Source organism: Algibacter luteus, from assembly GCF_030344935.1.
Classification (GTDB): domain Bacteria; phylum Bacteroidota; class Bacteroidia; order Flavobacteriales; family Flavobacteriaceae; genus Arenitalea; species Arenitalea lutea.
In genome coordinates, this window is record NZ_CP128313.1 from 1000673 (window position 1) to 1016716 (window position 16044).

Here is a 16044-nt window from a genome sequence, read left to right on the forward strand (position 1 = left end):
AGAGTTGTTAGAAGAAATATTAAATTTTCTCAATGTAGATGTTCGATGAACCTGCAGAACGTAAAGTAACTGTCCCTGCATTTGCCGTTCTTACATGCGCAACCGAAATTACATCATTAGCATTTAATTCAAAAACCTCCGTTATGTGTAATGAACTTTCTCGATGACCATTGTTGTTTCTTATATATCCTGTTGAAGCATAGGTGCCTCTTTGTGTACCATTTATTTCAATCCAAATTTCAGGGCTTAACCTTGCAGTTGTAGTAGCTGTAATTAATGACATGTTTACAGATACTCTGTAACGACCAGTTGTATTTACTGTAATGGTGTTTAAAGCTACATTGACATTGTAAAGTGCTGTATTGTCATTCCATTCTAAGGTGCTAACAATTGGAGCGTTAGCTGCTGCATTACTATTAATGTTTTGGGCAGTATCTGCGGCATTATTACTATATTTTATAGAAAGGTTACGCGAGGTTTTTATCCAGTTTGGTGTAGCCGTATTACCAGTGTTAAACTGAAACTCATCCAAATCTGTATTATAAAATAACAAGCCATTTGCAGGATTAACTATGGCATTTCTTTGGGCTGTGGTGAGTCTTGGCAATAAAACGCCTTGACTATTCGATTCAATATCTAAAATAGAGGAGTTGTCTGGGGTGGTAGTACCAATTCCAACTTGAGTATAGCCATATTGCATGCATAAAAGCATAAGTATGGAACATACTATATTTTTCATTTGTGAGAGAGTTTTGAGCAATTTACTTCAGTAAACTTGGGCTAATTTAAAAAAAATTAAATAAAAACAATTAAATAGCAATACTATTAACATTTAAAGGGGAATACATATCTTTGCACACTTATGAATTTAGAGATACAAGAATTAGTTAATAAAGGCGAAATGCTCCCACTTATGGAGGAGTTTTATACCATTCAAGGTGAAGGGTATTTTAAAGGAACTGCTGCCTATTTTGTGCGTATAGGTGGTTGCGATGTTGGCTGCCATTGGTGTGATGTTAAAGAAAGCTGGAATGCTAATTTACATCCACCTACTGAAACTGATAAAATTGTAGCAAATGCCAAAAATTATAGTGATACCATTGTGGTAACTGGTGGCGAGCCATTAACTTGGGATATGACGCTATTAACCACAAAATTAAAAGCAGAAGGATTGCAAACGCATATCGAAACTTCAGGAGCTTATAAGTTAACTGGAGTGTGGGATTGGATTTGCTTATCTCCAAAAAAAATGAAGCTTCCAACAGAGGAGGTATATGCTGAAGCAGACGAACTTAAAATGATAATCTATAATAAAGACGATTTTCGTTTTGCTGAAGAGCAAGCTGCAAAAGTCAATAAAGATTGTATTTTGTACCTACAACCCGAGTGGAGCAAGCGCGATAAAGTAGTGCCCGAAATAGTAGATTATGTGATGAAAAATCCAAAGTGGAAAGTGTCACTACAAACACATAAATATTTAAATATTCCGTAAAAAAAATGCCTTGAATTTCAAGGCATTTTTTTGTAAATAATTTTTGAGACTATCTTTTTAGGAAACTATTTTAAGTCCCATAAAAAATCTCAACAAATCTATGTTATTGACTCACAGGAACAGCAACCCTCGTAGTTCCCCAAGCTAAATACATGTTGCCATCATGAAATCCAATTGAAAATGCTTCAACCAATTCGCCTTGACTCACAGGAGCTTTTACTCGTAACACGTCATTACTTTCATTATAATTGTAAGCGCCCCAAACATCCAAATCTTTATTCAAAATAACAGTCCATTCAGTTTCACCAGGAATTGTAAATAACGAATAAGTTCCTGCTTCAACAGGCTTTCCTCCAAATTTAGAGTCGTTGTAAAATGTGATTTCGCTCGCCTCATTAGCGCCCGTTCTCCAAACTTTACCGTTAGGAGCAAGTTTGCTTAATTCGCGCCCTTTAAGCTGTGGTCTGCTATAAATCACCTTTACCATAGGCGGTGCATTACGGTCGGTTTTGTAATAGGTAATATCTAGAGGGCTCTTGTCTAATTTTGCAAATTTTTGTGCGTTTACTTGGGTTGCAAAAAGCAAAGTAAAGGCACAAATTAAAGTGGATAATAGAGTTGATTTTTTCATATCTGAAATTTTAAGGTTTTCTAAGTTTTAAAGTTAGCCCGAAATTGTCTTAAAGTTTTTATAAATCTCATGGGTTAATGTTAAAGTTTGGACGCCTGCCTGCCGACAGGCAGGTTACCACAAGGGTCGGGCTTTCCGCTATATCTTTTTTGCCATATATGGCAGCAAAAAAAGGATGCCGCTGCAATCCCTAACGCAAACCAGCGTTAAGCTTTATCTTTCGGGTGTCAATGAATTAAACCAAAACATTCTCTAAGTTAGAATCTACGCAGAAAATACCAGAGATTCGTGATTCATAGACTATGCTAATCATGTCGGCAGTAGTCATATCTGTATCAACGCTAAAAATATTAACATCGGCGTTTCGGTATTTTTTAACGTTGTCTAAAAGGTTCCCGTTTTTAACGCTAATAGTCGTTTTGTTAGGGAATCTAATCATGGTTTTAATGTCTTCAATATCTGTTTCAGTAAATTGAGTGTTTTGAGTGTCATCAACAATAATCACATCAATTTCACCTTTCCAATTCTTACAAATTAAAAGGGATAAAAGGGTCGACAAATCATTATTACCAATATTAAAAGTTTCTCTCCAATTGGTTGGTATGTTCGTTAACCAGAGGTTTATATTTTTTTCAATAGCTAAACTTGCTGTAGAAAACGGAATGTATAAAATCATTCCAAAGTTGTTCTTTTTAACATCTGTAATGAGCTTATCGTAAAAATCTAAATCGGCATTACCAGTGTCTACACTTGCAAAAATAACATTAGGCTTAAAAAAAGCGGCATTAAGCGATTGCATACTAATATTTATGGTGGTATTAAGCTCTCGGTTTTCAACAAATGCATAAGACACCGAAATGCCACTTTCCTTATATTTTTGCGATGCATTTATTAAAAACTCTTCAATAGTTTTCTGTTCTTCTGGATTTTCATGAAACAAGGCTAGTATTTTTATAGAACCATTTGGGTGAATAATGGAATGAATCAATTTGTATGAGCTTCTTATCTCCTTAGGCATACTCATGGGTATTAAAAGATCAGGTCGCCACGATCTGACTTCTTTCTGCGGACTCAGATTACTGGATTTTTTTGTAGCCCACTCAGCAAGTGCTGTAAAAAGACCACTTCTGGAATCACCAGCTTCCGATTTTAATTTCAAATTAACCAAATAGAAGTAAAACAGAAATATTAAAATAAGCGAGGTTAGCGCAACAATCACGTTTATCACAAACATAATGGCAATAGACCCAAAAGCACCAATTGCAGGAACAATTAAGGGTACTTTTAACGTTGGCCTGTAACTTGGTAAATTCAACGATTGTTCAACAAGTACCACAATATTAACCATAGCATAGGTAATCATAAAAAACATGGTTAATATGGGCGCAATGGTATTTAAATCTCGTAATGATATTCCAATAAATACAATAACTGCCGTTATTAACATCGAATTTATGGGTTCACCTTTTTTTGATGTTTTTGCAAGCTCTTTACTCTTTGGTAATATACCCTTTTCAGCTAAAGCAAGCATGATTCTGGGCGCGCCAATAAAAGAACCTAAAGCCGAGGATAATGTAGCGCCTAATAATCCTGCAAGTACAATGGGGCTATAAAGCGCTTTGTCGATAAACAAATTATAGTTTGAAACCATTTCATCTGGAGTTGCTAGAAGTGAGGCTACAAAAATTAAACTGATATAAATAAGGGTGGTTAATATCACTGCTGAAATCGTACCTTTTGGAATACTTTTTCGCGGACTAGTTAAATCTCCAGACATATTTGCGCCCGCCATTACACCAGTAACTGCGGGAAAAAACACAGCAAAAACAACCCAAAATGAGGTGCCCCCAAAATTATTTTCTATCGACCCAGGATATTTTCCAAACAATTCAAAGTCATAGTTTAAATCCGTGACGAAAAGAGCGCCGTAAATAGAAATTAACGACAACACAATAATGCCAAGAATAACGTATTGAATTTTAAAAGCAAAACTCGTACTTATAAACGCAATAGTCATGACTATAGAGAAGATAAGAATATCCAAAATTAAAGGATTAAAGTAAGGTAAAATGGATACCAATCCTTCCCGGAACCCAAAAACATACATGGCCACAGCTAAAGCTTGTGCGATATAAAACGGAATACCAATGGCACCTCCAATTTCTAAACCTAAAGATTTTGAAATAATACTAAAAGCGCCACCTGCACCTATTCGAACATTGGTAGTGATAGAGGATAAACTTAATGCTGTGCTTAAGGTAATGGCAACCGAAATTAATAATATAGCCAACGCCCCAACAATTCCAGCATTACCAACAACCCAAGGTTGGCGAATGTACATGATTACACCAAGTATGGTTAAAGTGGTTGGTGTAAAAACCCCAGCAAGTGTTCCAAAAGTTTTCTTACTCATGTTCTGTTAATTTTGTGCAAACAACTCATTCACGATACAATTGAAGCTCGTGCAAAAGGTGATTTCTATGGTAGTGAGGCAATAGAACTAAGATAGTAAAAAAGGAAAGACCTTTATGGTTACGCGCACAACATTGTGTTATAATTTTTTTAGTGCTAGAACCATTTTTTATTTTTAAAAAATAGTAACATGATTACTGCAATAACAATCATTAAACCCCACATTATAAAATAACTATACTTATAACTAAGTTCCGGAACGTATTCAAAATTAGTCCCATAAATCCCTGCAATAAATGTGAGTGGAATAAAAATAACTGAAAAAACTGTTAGAAACTTCATGATATCGTTAAGCTTGCTACTTATGGTCGTGTGATAAATATTCAATTGGTCGGATAGAATTTCGCGATAATCATCTGAGGAATCGTTGGCTTGACTAATATTATCTTCAAGCTCTTTGTAATGTACATAGGTGCTTTCGCCAATATAGTCTGAATCTAATTTAGCTAACGAGAATATCATCTCTTTGGCAGGCTTTATACTTTTGCGCAAAAAGTTCAACTCGCGCTTATAATTATTAATTTCATTAATTATTTTTTGATTCGGATTTAGTAGCAAGGTTTCTTCTAAAGTTTCGATTTTTTCTCCCAAAAGACTGATAACATAAAGGTAATTATCAACCACAATATCAAGTAGAGCAAAAGTTAAATAATCAGTCCCGCCATTACGTATTCTCTTTTTTTGTTTTCTGATGCGCTCTCTAACAGGTTCAAAAACATCACCTTTTCGCTCTTGAAAAGAAATTAGTACTGATTTGGTAAGAATTAAACTTAGGTTCTCAACAATGGTTTTGTTCGAATTATCATCGTTTTGAAGCATTTTTATGGTAATTAAAGTGCAGTTGTCATATTCAATAACTCGGGGTCGTGCCTCAGTGTTTAGAACTTCAGCCATAACTAAAGTGTCAAGATTAAATGCTGAGGTAATTTCCTCCATAATAGAGGTATTATGTAATCCATCAACATTTATCCAAGTAACCGTATTTTTGTGCTGAAACTCACTTATCTCTTTAACTGTCTTAACATAATCTTCTGTTAGATTTGTTGAATCAAAATCTATAATTCGAAGTAAAACTTGATCAATTTTTTTTTGACCTCTAAAGATTAATTCATCTGGTGGAAGCCCAATGTGTTGCTTGTTTTTTTTGATAAATCTTGTCATGTTTAATTTTTTTGATGTCGGATAGATTTTTTTCTTTCCGCTGAGGTTTTGATTATGGGTCGTTTTAGGTGGTTGTAACAACCTTACCAGGCCTGTCTGTATTCTTGCATCATATTACGGATTTCATCAAGATTACTTGTTTCTTTTTTATTCGTGTTTTCGCAAGAACTAAATATTATAAGTATTATGAATAAAAAATATGGAGTGAGATTGTTTAATGCTGTTATATTCATTTTTTCGGTATTACTTTTGATGTTAATGTAGTAACCTTGCAACAACCTTTGGTTAAGTACTAATTTAGCAAAAACAAATCAAATAAAAAATCTACGTGGTTTTTCGGAAGTAGGCGAGAACATGCCATTACTTATTGCCATTGTTGGCAACAGTTTTATTTTAATATTAATTCTTCTTTCAAGGTAAAATGCTTAGCGGTTTTATCATATCTCGCTAAAACACGTTTTGCATTATCTGGAATATATGCCATTTCATATTTTTCACCCGCAAACATTTTTACCGAATCCAACGAATCAAATTGTAGGATAAGAAAAAACTCCATTTCATCATTCTTTTCCATTGTCGAAATACTAACTTTCTCCAAACCTTCCACACCCTTTCTTTTCACTTCTGGAAACACCTCATTGATAAGCATACTTTCATAAAGAGGTGCGTTTTCTAATGAAGTCCATCCTTTCCAGGTTCTGATGATTTTATTCTTTCTATTCATTTGGTCTTAATTGTTGTAACACGTTGTTGTTTAAGGAAAGTTGCATGTTTGTGTGCGAGGATTTTCCGAAGAAAAATTAGAAGCTGGCAAACGAGCAACTAACTTTGGTTTAGCTAAAACTAGCAATTTTTTTTTACGGTGTTGGCAATAGTTTTTATTTTACTTTTCCCATTATTCCCTCGTTTGTGTTTTTGTCTATAAATCCACTTTCCAATCCAGATTTATTATCTAAATTCTGGTGTTCAATTATATTTTCTCCGAATGAAAATTTATTCCGTATCTTTTTTAAGTCAAACACTTTGTCAAAATAAATCCAGTCAGCTGTATTTTCAGACCAAGCTTTTCCATAAAACGTTATTCGCGTGTTTTCTTTAATTAATTTTTTTGCTAAACTTCTCAATTCATCCGAACGAATTGAATTTGAATAGTCCGAGAAATATTTTTCAAACTCGATTAATTTTCGGCCGATTTCAAATTCAAAACCGAGACAATCAATAACAATGTTGGTTAAAATTCCATTTAAGTCAGAAATATATTCGTAAGATTCTAACATCCGACTTAAAGATTTTAGAATTTCATTTTGTGGATTGTCTTTAATTTCAGAGTTTAAATCTGATAATAATTTGTCTTTTTCTGTACTGAAGTTTCTCATTTCAAATTATTGCCAAACATTGTTGCCAACTGTACTTTTATTTATTTTCAGTTCTTCAGTTCCAGAATGTGTCCATTTTATTTTCCATAAGTCATCTTCCAGTTTCTCTTTTATTTTTCCTTTGTTAATTGTCAATCCAGCAAATGAAGTTGGAATTCTCGTTTTTGAATTATTTGGTATTACAAACAATGCACTTGCATAAAATCCAAAGTACCTAAATTCGCAATAGTCAATTTTGTCAGTTATTTTTTCCTTAAAGTTTTGAATTATTTTCTCCCGAGTTTTTTGTCCGATTTCAGGTTTAAAAGGATTCCAATAGTCATTTATTATTTTTCTTTTGTCATCTTCCGATAACAAAAGCCATTCTTCAAAGTTATATTCTCGAAATTTATCTGTCATTTCAGTATTGTTGCCAACGTGTTTTAAAGAAACCTGTATTATCAATCTCCTCTTGACAAGTTCAGATATGGTTGCATTTTTAATAAAATGTGCCTTGTAAATATAGTTAATATTTCCCACAAAAAAATCCCAACAGTTGGCTGCTGGGAATTTTAATTTGACTTGTAAAAAGAGTTTTACTTTCGCATGATTTTCACATTCATTTCCTCCACTTTTTTATCAGATAAAAGCGAAGGTGCGCCAAATAATAAATCGTCGCTAGTTCCTGTTTTCGGGAATGCCATAACTTCTCTAATGGATGCTTTTTTCTCTAAAATCATCATTAAACGGTCTACACCCCAAGCTATACCTCCGTGCGGTGGTGCGCCATAATGAAACGCTTTGTACATGGTGCCAACACTCTTCATCATCTCTTCTTTGTTGTAGCCCATATTTTTGTAAGTGGCCTCTAGAATTTCTGGTTTGTGCGCACGTACAGAACCACCCCCAATTTCGTAACCGTTTAATATCAAATCGTATTGTTGGGCGATGATAGAACCAATTTCGTCTTCTTTACCATTCATGTGTTTTTCAATGTCGTAAATGGCTGGCATCGAGAACGGGTTATGGGTAAAGGTCCAACGGCCATCATCAGTTTTTTCAAACATTGGGAAATCAACTACCCAAGCCGGACGTAACTCTTTAGGATTAATCAGTTTCAGCATGCTTCCTAATTCTTGACGCACAGCGTCTAAAGCTTTATTGGCAGTGGCATAATCGGCAGCTGAGAAAAATACAATATCTCCAACTTGTGCATCTGTAGCTTTAATGATGCCTGCAGCAATATCTTCACCTAAAAACTTAATTATCGGCGATTGCAAATCGTTTTCATTTACAATAATGTAAGCTAATCCACCTAAACCATGTTGTTGGGCCGTAGCTGTTAGTTTTTCTATTTGCCCTTTTGATAAACGCTTCTTTCCTTGTTCTTGGGCAGACACTTTAATACATTTTACGATTCCACCTTCATCAATAGGTTTACTAAATACTTGGAACGTGGTGTCTTTAACAATGTCGGTAATATCTTGAAGTTTTAAACCGAAGCGTAAATCTGGACGGTCGCAACCATAATCGTCCATGGCTTCTTTATAGGTTAAGACTTCAAACGGATGTAAAATCCATTTTTTGCCATATATTTTTTCAACAATTTTATTGAACATGTTGGTGTTCAAATCAATTATTTGCTGCATGCTGGCGTAAGCCATTTCAATATCTAATTGTGTAAATTCTGGTTGACGATCCCCACGAGAATCCTCGTCTCTAAAACAACGAGCCAATTGGAAATACTTTTCGTAGCCGCTAACCATCAACATTTGTTTAAATTGTTGTGGTGCCTGCGGTAAAGTGTAAAATGCTCCGGCTTGCTTTCTAGATGGCACTATAAATTCGCGGGCACCTTCATCGGTTCCGGCACTTAAGATAGGTGTTTCTATTTCAAGGAAATGTTCTTCATCTAAAATGTCGCGCATCAGTTTAATTACTTTATGGCGATTTACAATCACGCGACGTACATCGTCATTTCTATGGTCTAAATACTTGTATTGAAAACGCACATTTTCATTGGTTTTTGTAGCACGTTTTATTTCAAAAGGCAAGGTTTTAGATAGGTTTAAAATATCTAAATGGTAAGCCTCTAATTCTATTTTTCCGGTGCGTAAAGCAGTGTTATAATCATCTTCTTTTCGCTGTACGATGTTTCCTGAAACCGAAATAACCGATTCTGGTTTCAGTTTTACGAGCTCGTCTAAATTAGGGAAAGATTCTCTGCTTAAGCGCACTTGGAATTTCTCAGTACTAGAATCTCTTAAATCTATAAAAATCAATTCTCCATGATCGCGCACACTAGAAACCCACCCAGAAAAGGTGACTTTTTCAGAAATGTTGTCATCTGAAATGTCTGTAATTAAATGTGTTCGGTATTCGTCTTTTACAACAATAGGAATTTGCTGTAAAACCTCGTCCTCTTTTTTTGTTGTTTGTTGTTGAGTTGTTTGTTGTTGAGTCGTACTTCCGTCTTCGGTCTTTGGTCTTCCGTCAGTATCCCCAGCAAGTGCATTCAAAACCCCCTCACGAATAACTTTTCCTGAAGCGCCCTTACCGATAATGCCAATAACTTTACCAACTAAAATACCTGCTTTTCCTTGGTTTCCGGCTTTAATATCGTTGGCAATAGCTTCATTTTCAGAAATGACTTTCGCAATAGCTTCGTATATTTTTTCTTCGGAAATGGTATTTTCATCAAAATACTTGTTATAATCAAAAGTACGGTCTTTTAAATAAGACGTAATCGCATTTTGAACCAATACGGAAGTTATTTTTTCCTCTTTAAAAAGCTGAAAAATTTCAATTAAATGATCAATTCTATGAATGCCGCCATAGTTATCTGCTCCAATATTGTTAACTAAAGTTTTAGCAACAAACGAAGGGTCTTTTATAACATTGTTTATGGCTATGAAAGTTTCAGAACGCAACGAATCGGCTGTAAAAAACTTTGCATCTTGAGGTAAAACACCACCTTTTATTAGAATAGATTCAACTGCAAATGGTAACGAGCTAACATCGACATCAATGGATTCTACAACGTTTTTAATGTTTACAAAAGGCAAATCGGGCTCTGATATAAATCGGTAATCGGCCTCAAATTCCTTTTTACGCATGGTTTTGGTTTGCTTCAATTCGGCATCCCATAAAACCGTGGTTTGGTCGGGTCTAAATTCTTTATGCTCAAGGAAATAGTTAAGTTGTTTTTCAACTTCTTCCTTTAAAGCATCAACCATAAATTTAAACGAGTTGAGGTTTTTTATTTCAGTACGTGGGTTTAACTCGTAGCTTCTTCTTTTGCGTAACGACACAGAAACATCCGATTTAAACTCTCCTTTTTCAAGGTTGGCTTCACTTATTTTTAAATTCTGAACAATACGTTGTATGTATTGCGCGTAGATGGATGCATCTTCAATATGACGAATACAAGGTTCGGTAACAATTTCTATTAGCGGTACTCCAGCTTTATTAAAATCTACCAAGGAGATTTTTTTCTCGTGCATTAATTTTGCTGCATCTTCTTCAATATGAACTTGTGTTAGATTTACAGTAAACTGGCTGCCATCATTTCTAAAACACGAAACTTGTCCGTCTGGAATTACCGGATGGTGAAACTGTGTTATTTGAATATTTTTTGGGTTGTCTGGATATTCATAATGCTTTCTGTCCCAAGAAATCACTTCATTTTCAAAGGTTGATTTTACCGCTTTACCAAAGTAAATTGCCTTTTTAATCGCTTCTTTATTAATGGCTGGTAAAACACCCATTTGTCCTGTACAAACCGAGCATATATTTTGGTTTGGGGTTTCTATTTCTTGATTTGGGCAAGAACAGAATAATTTTGTATTCGTATTTAAACGCACGTGGGTTTCAAGCCCTATAACTAACTCTAGTTCGTGCTTTTTTAATAAATCATTTAATTGCTCCAATTCCATTATATCGTGTCTTTTAAGAAGTTAGCAAACTTCAAAACAAGTTCGTCGTTATTTTTTGCTGCGGTAATCTGTAAACCTGTTGCAGTACCTTGTGGCACTGTCAAGGTTGGTAATTGACCCAAACTAAATCCAACCGTATACGCATCAGATAAGTACATGGCTAAAGGGTCTTTTAAGCTGTCTCCAATTTTTGGTGGTGTGTTTGGTGTTACTGGAGATATGATGATATCTACTTCTTTGAAATCATTCTCGAAGTTTTCTGAAATTTGATCGCGAAGGTTTAACCCTTTTAAATAAATTTCATCTGAAAAACCTTGAGACAATACTTGATTACCACCAACAATTCGGCGTTTCGTTTCTTCTGAAAAATTCTCTGAACGCGTTACAGCGTAGGTTTCTTTTAAGTTTTCAGCTTCAATTCGGTTGCCGTAATTGGTGCCATCTAGTCTTGAAAGGTTAGAAGCAGTTTCCGCCATAGCCAATGTGTAATACGTTGAAACCAAAGTGTTCGATTCAAAGAAATCTAATGCTTTCACTTGAAAGCCTTGGGCTTTTATTTTCTCAATAGCCGATAGAAAATCAGATTTTATCTGAGCATCAATGGCGTCATTTTCTAGAAAGTTTTTAAAATACCCAACGGTTTTTATGTCTTTAGCATCTGAAATGGCATCCTGAGCTATTTCCGCAGAAGCGTAAGTAGTTTGATCTTTCGGGTCTTTGCCACTCATCACATTCAATACGATTCGAATATCTTCAATGGATTTTGCTATGGGGCCAACACAGTCTGTTGACGATGCATACGCCATTAATCCGTAGCGTGAAATTCGCCCGTATGTTGGTTTTAAGCCATAAACATTATTATAACCAGCTGGTTGTCTAACTGAACCTCCGGTGTCCCCGCCAATAGAAAACACGGTATAATCTTTAGCAACATTTACTGCAGAACCACCACTAGATCCACCTCCGACTAAATCCGGATTTATGGCGTTTTTAACCGCTCCGAAAATAGTATTTTCACTAGAGGAACCATGACCGAAACTGTCGCAGTTTTCTTTTACCAAAGGTATAGCGCCAGCATCTAGTAACTTTTGAATAGCCGTAGCCGTATATGCCGACTTGTAGTTTTTAAGTAATTCTGAACTCGCCGTGGTCAAGGTGCCTTGAACCATATAAACATCCTTAATGCCAAAAGGAATACCTTCTAACAAACCGATGCTTTCACCTTGAGCAATTTTAGCATCAACCTTAGCGGCTAAATTAAGTGCCAAATCATCTAGTAAAGCATTAACCGTATTATTGGTGTTTTGTTTTAAACTTTTGAGTTTGTCTTGCACTAATGCCGTACAAGTTATCTCTTTATTTACCAGTTGTTGGTGAATTTTGTGTATTTGAGAGTCCATAATTATTCTTCGATTACTTTAGAAACCACCAGAAAACCATTTTTTTCTTTTGGGAAATTTTCAATAATTATTTGTTTTTCTACAGCGGAACTTTCAATAACAACATCTTCTCTTAAATCATCTAAAGGCACGCTATTATTATGATTAGAATTAAAAGTATTATTTGAAGTATTGGCGTTTTTAATAACTTCAAACAATTTGTTCACCGCCTCACTAGGTTGTGCCCCTTTAATGCTCGACAATACGTCTACTGTCATAATTTTGCCCATGTCTTAATTTTTTAGATTAAAAAAAGCCTTCCGAATTCGGAAGGCTTTATATATTTTTAAACAATAACCTTCCTGTCCTATAAATTAGGATTATTGAAATTATTATTGTTGTTATTATTTCTCATTGATTTGATAACGAGGTCAAATATATGTAGAAAAATAGAGTAAACACAATTTTTTCTGATATCCTAACATCTATTATTGAATTATTAAAAAACTTAAAGAAAATTTGTTGATTATATAAGCGATTTGTCGTGATTTATCAATGATTGTTTTGGATACCTTCAATAAAGATAAATTATTAAATAAAAATCCCCAATTAAGGGGATTTATAGGTTATTGATTAAATTGATTTATGATGTTATTCTTTTACAATGCGTTTCGTTACAAATGTATTCTCAACTCTGAACTTTAGAAAGTATACTCCAGCAGATAAATCTCTAACATCGATTTCGGTGCCTGGTTTAATAATTTGGTTAATATGTCGACCACTTACATCATAAGTATCTATGGAATCAATGATGAGGTTTGTTGAAATAATCAAATCATCTTGAGTTGGATTCGGATACAATTGAATGTTTTTAGCTGAAATATGGAAATCCTCAACACCTAAAGTGTCTATGATAGTTACTATTACTGTGGTTGAATTCATATTACCAGCACTATCCGTAATTGTTAAAACAATTGGGTAGTCACCTACAGTGTTAAATGTATCCTGATCAATGGATAACGTGAAATTACAATTATCAGAAGAACCATTATCAACTTCGCTTGCTACAATGGTAACTGATGCATTTCCTGCTAAATCTCTCGTGATATCTTGACCAATGACAATCGGGTTTATATTATCCTCTACGGTAACCGTAGCTGTATTTGTACCCGTATTGTTACTTTGGTCAATTACAGAAAGTGTTACTGTGTTCGAACCTAAGTCATTACAATCGAATGAACTAATATCTAAACTGCTGCTCGAAATACTACAATTATCAGTGGAGCCATTGTCAATTTGCCCAGTGGTAATTGAAGCACTACCTGAAGCATCTAGTTGCACCGTGATGTTTTGGGTTACTACAGTTGGGTTTACAGAATCTCCTACGGTAACCGTGGCGGAAGCAGTATTTGAGTTACCACTGGCATCTTCCACAGTCAACATCACCGTGTTAGGACCAAGATTAGCACAAGTAAAACTTGAAACATCTATTGATTTTGTAGTTACGGCGCAATTATCTGTAGAACTGTTATCAACATCGTTAGCAGTTATCGTTGCATTACCACTGGCATCCAATTGTGCTGTAAAAGCTTGCGTGATGGCAACAGGATTTATATTATCCTCTACAATAACTGTAGCAGTTCCTGTCTCAGAATTCCCGCTTTGGTCCGTTACTGTCAAGGTTACCGTATTAGCCCCTAAATTGGCACAAGTAAACGTAGAAATATCTAAATTTTGGCTGCTGATACTACAGTTGTCTGTTGATCCATTATCAATTTGAGCAGCAGTTATAGAGGCATTTCCAGAAGCATCCAATTGTACGGTAAGCCCTTGTGTGGCAACCGTTGGTTTTACTGTATCTTGAATATTCACAGTTGCCGTGCCTATTTCAGAATTCCCGCTTTGGTCCGTTACTGTTAAGGTGACAATATTTGGTCCCAAATTGGCACAAGTGAAGGATGTGATATCCAAACTTTGGCTACTGATGGTACAGTTGTCTGTTGAGCCATTGTCAATCTGTGATGTTGTTATGGATGCATTTCCAGTAGCATCCAATTGAACAGTGATGTTTTGTGTTGTAACTGTTGGTTTTAGTAGATCTTGAACTGTAACAGTTGCTGTTGGCGCATTGGTACTGTTGTTCCCACTTTGGTCTATTGCGGTTAAGGTTACTGTGTTTGCTCCAAGGTCACTACAGTCAAAGCTAGAGACATCCAACGAAAAATTAGTTACTGAACAATTGTCCGTAGAACCATTGTCAATCTGCGCTCCTGTAATGGTGGCGTTACCATTAGCATCCAATTGAACCGATAAGTCTTGAGCAACCGCGACAGGTGGAATTAAATCAACTACTGTAATGTCAATGTTTTGATTGCTTACTTTAGCTTCGGCATCAGTAGCGGTTATGGTTACGGAGTTTGTTCCCAAATTGGCGCATGTGTAATCAAACTGGGGTTGGTTTAGAACCACAGAGACCAATTCGCAATCATCAAAAGTGCCATTATTAACATCAGTTAAAGTTATTGAAGCTTGCCCATTTGCATCCAATTCGGCCGTAATATTTGGAAATACAACTATAGTTGGAGGAAGGTTGTCAAATACATCAACATCATCTAAAATTTTATATAATGAATAATTGCCATCCGTATTTTTCATACTAATCCAAACATCATGTAAGTCACATGTCACCAAATCGGTAGGTATTTCTACTAAATATTCATCAGGATTACCTGTTGCTGTAAACGCTAGTGGTATTCCTGTTCCAAAGCCTAATTCGGCATCATATAAAAACTCAATTTCATCCAATGGTGCTGGTGATGCAAATTCAGAAGCATCAATAATAAAGAATCGCTTTTTATCGAACAAACTCCAAGATCCGTCTAAATTCTGAGCTCTGATACTAATTTCGTGAAAACCATCATCGAGTGATCCTAAAGGAATGACAACTGAATCTGTATATCCAGGAGCATCTGCAATATCTATTTCGGTACCTCCACCAATTCCAGGATCGTTGTTGAACCAGTATTCTAATTTCTGTATATTGGATATAGGCGCACCAGAAGCAATATCTCGAACATAAAAGAATCTTTTATCATATAAACTCCAGATGTCATCTTGATTTTTAATTCGTATGGTTATTGAATGAAATCCCTCATCCAAACTTCCTATCGGAATAACAAAACTTTCAGTTAATTCGCTAGGAGTTCCAGTTATAGGTTGGGCTGTGCTTAAATCCGAATCAAACCAATATTCAGCCTCCTTCAAATTGGATATAGGTCCACTACCTGTAGGGTCACTAATATAGAAATTAACTGAGTGATAGAGGCTCCAAGTATTCGTGATGTCTTGAAATGCTCTAATACTAAGTCTATTAAAACCCGATGCAAAACCCGTAAGAGGAATTGCAATGTCTTGATTGGCGGGCGTTGTAGCTAACACTTCGGTCCAAATTCCATTATCTAAGTCATTACCAATATAATATTCAAATTTTGTAACGTTTTGAGCTTCGAAACAGAAACTAACCATTAATAAAATAATGGTGATATAATATTGATAAATGTTTTTAGTTAAACTAGAAAAAACCGAGAGCGAGCGTATATTATGTTTTAACGCTCCCATG

Annotated in this window: 12 protein-coding genes; 1 reads left to right on the forward strand and 11 read right to left on the reverse strand. The window is 35.2% G+C overall.

Annotated features, from left to right (window positions below):
* Positions 1-19 precede the first annotated feature (19 nt).
* Complete coding sequence (locus tag O5O44_RS04365) at positions 20-739, reverse strand: phage tail-like protein (RefSeq protein ID WP_289195869.1); 720 nt, start codon at positions 737-739, stop codon at positions 20-22.
* Between the two features lie 123 nt (positions 740-862).
* Between O5O44_RS04365 and O5O44_RS04370 the strand changes: the two genes are divergently transcribed.
* Complete coding sequence (locus tag O5O44_RS04370) at positions 863-1492, forward strand: 7-carboxy-7-deazaguanine synthase QueE (protein ID WP_289195870.1); 630 nt, start codon at positions 863-865, stop codon at positions 1490-1492.
* 103 nt (positions 1493-1595) lie between these two features.
* On the opposite strand, the gene O5O44_RS04375 is transcribed toward O5O44_RS04370, so the two are convergent.
* The 10 genes from O5O44_RS04375 to O5O44_RS04420 form a co-directional block, all read right to left on the reverse strand.
* On the reverse strand, positions 1596-2123 hold the full coding sequence (locus O5O44_RS04375; RefSeq protein WP_289195871.1) for a DUF2911 domain-containing protein: 528 nt from the start codon (positions 2121-2123) through the stop codon (positions 1596-1598).
* Positions 2124-2358: 235 nt separating this feature from the next.
* On the reverse strand, positions 2359-4536 hold the full coding sequence (locus tag O5O44_RS04380; protein WP_289195872.1) for an amino acid permease: 2178 nt from the start codon (positions 4534-4536) through the stop codon (positions 2359-2361).
* A gap of 155 nt (positions 4537-4691) precedes the next feature.
* Positions 4692-5756 carry a magnesium/cobalt transporter CorA gene (corA, locus tag O5O44_RS04385; RefSeq protein WP_289195873.1) on the reverse strand — a complete coding sequence of 355 codons (1065 nt, stop codon included), beginning with the start codon at positions 5754-5756 and terminating at the stop codon, positions 4692-4694.
* A gap of 388 nt (positions 5757-6144) precedes the next feature.
* Complete coding sequence (locus O5O44_RS04390; RefSeq protein ID WP_019386324.1) at positions 6145-6480, reverse strand: hypothetical protein; 336 nt, start codon at positions 6478-6480, stop codon at positions 6145-6147.
* A 154-nt stretch (positions 6481-6634) separates the two neighbouring features.
* Positions 6635-7132 (reverse strand): hypothetical protein, encoded by a 498-nt coding sequence (locus O5O44_RS04395; protein ID WP_289195874.1) that lies wholly within the window; start codon positions 7130-7132, stop codon positions 6635-6637.
* Positions 7133-7138: 6 nt separating this feature from the next.
* The gene (locus O5O44_RS04400) at positions 7139-7531 is read right to left on the reverse strand and encodes a hypothetical protein (RefSeq protein WP_289195875.1); all 393 of its coding nucleotides are present in this window, start codon (positions 7529-7531) and stop codon (positions 7139-7141) included.
* A gap of 176 nt (positions 7532-7707) precedes the next feature.
* On the reverse strand, positions 7708-11046 hold the full coding sequence (gatB/aspS, locus tag O5O44_RS04405) for a bifunctional amidotransferase subunit GatB/aspartate--tRNA ligase AspS (protein WP_289195876.1): 3339 nt from the start codon (positions 11044-11046) through the stop codon (positions 7708-7710).
* Entirely contained in the window at positions 11046-12446 is a 1401-nt protein-coding gene (locus tag O5O44_RS04410; protein WP_289195877.1) for an amidase family protein, read from the reverse strand. Before O5O44_RS04410 ends, gatB/aspS begins: the two co-directional genes overlap by 1 nt.
* Positions 12447-12448: 2 nt before the next feature.
* Positions 12449-12715 (reverse strand): Asp-tRNA(Asn)/Glu-tRNA(Gln) amidotransferase subunit GatC, encoded by a 267-nt coding sequence (locus O5O44_RS04415; RefSeq protein WP_289195878.1) that lies wholly within the window; start codon positions 12713-12715, stop codon positions 12449-12451.
* Between the two features lie 361 nt (positions 12716-13076).
* Complete coding sequence (locus tag O5O44_RS04420; protein ID WP_289195879.1) at positions 13077-16043, reverse strand: T9SS type A sorting domain-containing protein; 2967 nt, start codon at positions 16041-16043, stop codon at positions 13077-13079.
* Position 16044: the final 1 nt, after the last annotated feature.

What these genes read in the sequence shown, in the direction of transcription:
- O5O44_RS04365 (WP_289195869.1), bottom strand. Translation starts at nt 739, where the DNA reads ATGAAAAATATAGTATGTTCCATACTTATGCTTTTATGCATGCAATAT.
- O5O44_RS04370 (WP_289195870.1), top strand. Translation starts at nt 863, where the DNA reads ATGAATTTAGAGATACAAGAATTAGTTAATAAAGGCGAAATGCTCCCA.
- O5O44_RS04375 (WP_289195871.1), bottom strand. Translation starts at nt 2,123, where the DNA reads ATGAAAAAATCAACTCTATTATCCACTTTAATTTGTGCCTTTACTTTG.
- O5O44_RS04380 (WP_289195872.1), bottom strand. Translation starts at nt 4,536, where the DNA reads ATGAGTAAGAAAACTTTTGGAACACTTGCTGGGGTTTTTACACCAACC.
- corA (WP_289195873.1), bottom strand. Translation starts at nt 5,756, where the DNA reads ATGACAAGATTTATCAAAAAAAACAAGCAACACATTGGGCTTCCACCA.
- O5O44_RS04390 (WP_019386324.1), bottom strand. Translation starts at nt 6,480, where the DNA reads ATGAATAGAAAGAATAAAATCATCAGAACCTGGAAAGGATGGACTTCA.
- O5O44_RS04395 (WP_289195874.1), bottom strand. Translation starts at nt 7,132, where the DNA reads ATGAGAAACTTCAGTACAGAAAAAGACAAATTATTATCAGATTTAAAC.
- O5O44_RS04400 (WP_289195875.1), bottom strand. Translation starts at nt 7,531, where the DNA reads ATGACAGATAAATTTCGAGAATATAACTTTGAAGAATGGCTTTTGTTA.
- gatB/aspS (WP_289195876.1), bottom strand. Translation starts at nt 11,046, where the DNA reads ATGGAATTGGAGCAATTAAATGATTTATTAAAAAAGCACGAACTAGAG.
- O5O44_RS04410 (WP_289195877.1), bottom strand. Translation starts at nt 12,446, where the DNA reads ATGGACTCTCAAATACACAAAATTCACCAACAACTGGTAAATAAAGAG.
- O5O44_RS04415 (WP_289195878.1), bottom strand. Translation starts at nt 12,715, where the DNA reads ATGGGCAAAATTATGACAGTAGACGTATTGTCGAGCATTAAAGGGGCA.
- O5O44_RS04420 (WP_289195879.1), bottom strand. Translation starts at nt 16,043, where the DNA reads ATGGGAGCGTTAAAACATAATATACGCTCGCTCTCGGTTTTTTCTAGT.